Origin of the sequence: Candidatus Palibaumannia cicadellinicola (genome assembly GCF_002855795.1) — a bacterium.
GTDB lineage: Bacteria > Pseudomonadota > Gammaproteobacteria > Enterobacterales > Enterobacteriaceae > Baumannia > Baumannia cicadellinicola_C.
Genome location: NZ_NJPO01000138.1, coordinates 1 through 4779, shown reverse-complemented (window position 1 = coordinate 4779; position 4779 = coordinate 1). Strand labels below are relative to the sequence as shown.

Below are 4779 nucleotides of genomic sequence, written 5' to 3'. Positions count from 1 at the left end.
CCCGCTGGAGCAGCCATAGTTATCTTCTGTTCGCTAACTGGCTTAACTACTATTTAGTTAGGCACACAGATAATATGATAAAATAGGCATAACATATATACTTATACGGTACGCTTCCAGCCGAAAAACCAGCTGACTATGCCAATGCTATAGACCACGAGCCAGGCTGGCACTAATGACACCTCAGTATCATGTGTCAGAAGTAAAAAGGTACCAATAAGTAACAATGTAGCGCCTATACCAAAGAGAAAATAAGCCTGACCCTGTCGAAGGCGCTGTTCCCGTAGCTCTGCTGTTAGTAAATATACACGTTTTGGTAACATGCGGTTCTGTTTAAAACCATCATAAATTAGTTCTGGTAATTCTGGTAGCTTCTCTGCCCAATAAGGAGCATTATCTTTAATAGCACGAAAGAGAGCAGATAAGCCTACTTGATTTTCTATCCAATCTTCTAAAAAAGGCTTAGCTGTGTTCCATAAGTCGAGCTGTGGATAAAGCTGCCGCCCTACTCCCTCAATATATAACAAGGTTTTTTGTAGCAGCACCAGTTGTGGTTGTACTTCCATATTAAAACGCTGTGCAGTATGAAAGAGATTAAGTAGTACATGACCGAAGGATATTTCTGCCAGTGGTTTTTCGAACATTAGCTCACAAACGGCACGGATAGCAAACTCGAAGTCTTCAACACTAGTCTCCGGTGGTACCCAACCGGAATCTACGTGTAATTCAGCAACCTTACGGTAATCGCGGTTAAAAAATGCGATAAAGTTTTCTGCTAAATAACGTTGATCTTTTTTATTCAACGAACCAACGATACCACAGTCGATACCGATATACTGGGGATTTTCCGGATGCTCATAACTGACGAAAATATTACCAGGATGCATATCGCCGTGAAAAAAACTATCACGAAACACTTGGGTAAAAAATATTTGTACTCCTCGCTCTGCTAGAAGCTTCATATTGATACCCTGCTTTTTCAACGCTGCTACGTCGTTTACTGGTATGCCATAAATGCGCTCCATTACCATGATGTTTTTACTACAATAATCAGGATATACTTTTGGTATATACAACATTGGACTTTCAGCGAAGTTACGTCGTAACTGAATCGAGTTAGCTGCTTCGCGTAGTAAATTAAGTTCATCTAACAACTTTTTTTCGTACTCCAATACCACTTCCATCGGACGTAAACGCCTACTTCCTGGCAGTAAGCGCGGTACCCAACGTGCTAATCTGTACATCAGACGTACATCAGCTTGAATAATTGGCATAATGTCCGGACGAATAACTTTGATTACTACCTCTTGACCATTGTTTTTTAATCGAGCGGTATGAACCTGCGCTATCGAAGCAGAAGCCAGCGGATCTGGTTCAAAGTCTTCGAACCAGATTTCTAACGACTCTCCTATGGAATGTTCGATATGCTTACGCGCTAATGCTCCATGAAAAGGCTGTACCCTATCTTGTAACATAGCTAGCTGATCTGCGATTGAAGGCGCCAAAAAATCACGACGGGTAGAGAGCATTTGTCCTAACTTAATCCATACCGGTCCTAGCTCTTGCAGAGCCAGGCGCAGACGCTCACCCAGTGCCTGCTCTGCGTGCTGGTTGGGTATCCAGAAAAAGAGTCTACGTCCCATCCGCAATAGGAAAGTGAACCGTGTCACTGGCATTAGCTCATCTAGTCCGTAGCTAAGTATGACTCGAATAATAAAATAAAAACGGTAGATCTCTCCTAAAATCATAGACTAGACTCCCTCTAGTTTGTTCAGACAGGCTGCTAATTGCGCTGCTGCTAGAGTAAGATCATTAACTTCTTGGTAAAAACTAGTTAATTCTAGCGATGATGGGGTTATACGCCACTCATCAGTGATTGCCAAAGTTATTCTTTCTTGGAAAATGCGTAGCTGCTGCTTTATACTATAGACCTGGCGTATAACGTAACGGGTAACAACTTCTGCGACTATATCACCTAGCCAGGGCGCTAAAATATCAGCAGCATCCCATTCTACCATGTTTAGTAATGTAATAAATTGCTGCATAATTTGCCGATCGCCCTGAAACTGCATCACATGTTGACTCTTATCTAAAGCCAACAAGGTAGTTAGATTAGTATAGAGAGTACAGTCAGCTACATCATTCCAAGCATTGAGAACATCTACTTGTAGTTCACCAAATACCAAAATAATGGGCGTGTCTAACTCGGCTAATTCAATTCTTAACACTTTACCTTTTAGACGTTGATACTTGGCTGACATTGGTTGATTTTTGAAAATCAAAAGTAAGTGCTTAAGCAAGGTTTCCAGTACCGCGCTTATTAATTGTTTTAACAGCATGTTAGTTTATGATCAGAATTTATAACCACGGTGTAGCGCTACAATCCCACCAGTAAGATTAAAGTACTCGGTGTTATCGAAACCGGCATTATGCATCATATATTTGAGCTGTTCTTGGTCTGGATGCATACGGATAGATTCAGCTAGATAGCGATAGCTACTAGCATCGCTGGTGATTAGCTTGCCTATTTTAGGCAAAATGTGAAATGAGTAGAAATCATATACTTTTTTCAGTGGTTTGAACAGAGGCATAGAGAATTCTAGGATTAGTAAGCATCCGCCTGGTTTAAGTACTCGGTACATAGACCGTAAAGCCTGTTCTTTTTCAGTTACGTTGCGTAGTCCAAAAGAGATAGTAATACAGTCAAAGATATCGTTAGGGAAAGGCAACACTTCAGCATTAGCCTGTATATAGCTGATATTACCGAGAACCCCATTATTGCGTAACTTATCTCGTGCTACTTTAAGCATAGAATCATTGATATCAAGCAACACGACTATCCCCTGCTCCCCTACCAAGCGAGAAAACTTAGCGGTCATATCGCCAGTACCGCCAGCAAGATCTAACACTTTTTGTCTCCTCCGTACCCCGCTGCATTGTATGGCGAACCGTTTCCAGAGACGATGAATACCGAACGACATTAAGTCGTTCATTAAATCATAGTTTGTCGCTACTGAGTGAAACACATCTGCTACCATCAATGTTTTTTGTTTTTTTGTTACGGTACGGAAACCAAAATGGGTAGTTTCACACTTTTTTTCATTTACCATGTTCTTCGTCCTACTGAATAACTTAACTGATTAGAAAAGTGTAACAGATACGTTGTAAAAGTATCACGACAGTGTACTACTCTCTTAACGGTAGTTCATCTTGTGATGAAGTATCGCCTGGTTGTTCAGTAAAAAGAATATGTCTATCGATAGTATGGACTGATACTGGCGCGATAGGACGCTGAATTTCAACACCTAGGGTACGAAACCCTTCGGCTTGATTGATCATATTACCACGCCCGTAAGCCAATTTTTTCATAGCTAGCCGGTAACTTGTTTGTGCTTTCTCTAAACTTTGGCCTATGGTGTTCATATCGTCGACAAACAGACGAAATTTATCGTATAGCCGCGTTGCGCGATCTGCGATATGCTGGGCGTTGCGACTTTGGTGCTCGTAGCGCCATAAATTGTTTATAGTACGCAGTGCTACTAATAGCGTGGTAGGACTAACCAGCATAATATTATGCGCTAGAGCTTCGCTAATGAGCTCAGGATGTTGATTAATAGCTACCATAAAGGCAGGCTCAACTGGTACAAACATCAATACATAATCTAACGATCGTAAACCAAGCAATCGTTGATAATCTTTTCTACCCAATCGTTTCATATGGGTACGTAATGAGTTGACATGCTCAGTTAGTGCTAACTTACGATCTGCTTCATTATCGCTATTAAAATAGCGCTCATAAGCTACTAACGACATTTTCGCGTCGATGATTACATCCTTACCCTGCGGCAGTCGTACTACCACATCAGGCTGTAGTCGCTGTTCATCAGCGTGCTGAATGCTAACTTGAGTATGAAATTCGTGTCCTTCGCGAAGACCAGAAGCTTCTAGAACCCGGCTCAGAACTATTTCGCCCCAATTTCCTTGTACCCTGTTATCGCCTTTTAGAGCTCTGGTTAGGTTGACCGCTTCTTGAGTCATATGTATATGGAGTTGCTGCAAATTACTAATCTCATGAGCTAAAGTATGACGTTCGCGTGCTTCATTGCTGAAGCTGTCCTGTATTTGTCGGCGGAAACCATCCAATTGTTCGCGTAGAGGGACTAGTAGTTGGTCAAGACTTTGCCGGTTCTGTTCACCCACTTGGCGTCCGCTGTGTTCAAAAATACGATGGGCGATATTTTCAAATTGTGACGATAGCCGTTGTTCGCTATTAATAAGCAGGCGCTGCTTATCTTCAGCTGCTAACTGAGTATTTTCCAAACGAATAGTGACTTCCCTCAGCTCAGCTTTTAGACAACTATTGTTTTCCTGCTGTGCACGTAGTTCCTGATTTAGCTGTGCACACTCTTGGCGAAAATGATCTAAAGATCTTAGGCGTTCTTCTGCTGATGCAAGCTTACTATATAATTCATGTAAAGTTTGTTCGCTGTTGCACAGCTTTTGCTCAAGCTGTTGACGTGTAGTTAGCTCGTGCGCTTGTTGCTGATGAGCTATCTGTAACGTCTGTGCCAGATGATATGATTTAGTCCGACATTCTAGGTATTTTTTCTGATATCTGATACTGGCAATCATCCCGCCACTAAGTATGCCTAGCAGGGCGCTTCCCACGCTGTAAAAGATCATGAAATCCATTATGTTTCCCAGCCCGTGTTTTATGTTGATATTACCGCTCTTATCGAAGTATGTTATTTTATATGCTGGCAATATCTCGTGTAAGTA

At 41.7% G+C, this 4779-nt stretch carries 4 protein-coding genes; all 4 read right to left on the bottom strand.

The genetic code is table 11. From position 1 onward, the window contains the following. Positions 1–101: 101 nt before the first annotated feature. The 4 genes from ubiB to rmuC all read right to left on the bottom strand — a co-directional run bounded on the left by ubiB (position 102) and on the right by rmuC (position 4692). Complete coding sequence (gene ubiB / locus CEX73_RS02620) at positions 102–1748, bottom strand: ubiquinone biosynthesis regulatory protein kinase UbiB (RefSeq protein WP_101627039.1); 1647 nt, start codon at positions 1746–1748, stop codon at positions 102–104. A 3-nt stretch (positions 1749–1751) separates the two neighbouring features. Beyond that, positions 1752–2339, bottom strand: a complete 588-nt coding sequence (locus CEX73_RS02615; RefSeq protein ID WP_101627038.1) for a ubiquinone biosynthesis accessory factor UbiJ — start codon at positions 2337–2339, stop codon at positions 1752–1754. Between the two features lie 12 nt (positions 2340–2351). Next, entirely contained in the window at positions 2352–3110 is a 759-nt protein-coding gene (ubiE, locus tag CEX73_RS02610; RefSeq protein WP_101627037.1) for a bifunctional demethylmenaquinone methyltransferase/2-methoxy-6-polyprenyl-1,4-benzoquinol methylase UbiE, read from the bottom strand. Between the two features lie 76 nt (positions 3111–3186). Then, complete coding sequence (gene rmuC, locus CEX73_RS02605) at positions 3187–4692, bottom strand: DNA recombination protein RmuC (RefSeq protein ID WP_101627036.1); 1506 nt, start codon at positions 4690–4692, stop codon at positions 3187–3189. Positions 4693–4779 lie beyond the last annotated feature (87 nt).

Bases quoted from the DNA above. Each gene is read 5' to 3' on its own strand.
- ubiB (WP_101627039.1), bottom strand. From the start codon at position 1,748: ATGATTTTAGGAGAGATCTACCGTTTTTATTTTATTATTCGAGTCATA.
- rmuC (WP_101627036.1), bottom strand. From the start codon at position 4,692: ATGGATTTCATGATCTTTTACAGCGTGGGAAGCGCCCTGCTAGGCATA.
- ubiE (WP_101627037.1), bottom strand. From the start codon at position 3,110: ATGGTAAATGAAAAAAAGTGTGAAACTACCCATTTTGGTTTCCGTACC.
- CEX73_RS02615 (WP_101627038.1), bottom strand. From the start codon at position 2,339: ATGCTGTTAAAACAATTAATAAGCGCGGTACTGGAAACCTTGCTTAAG.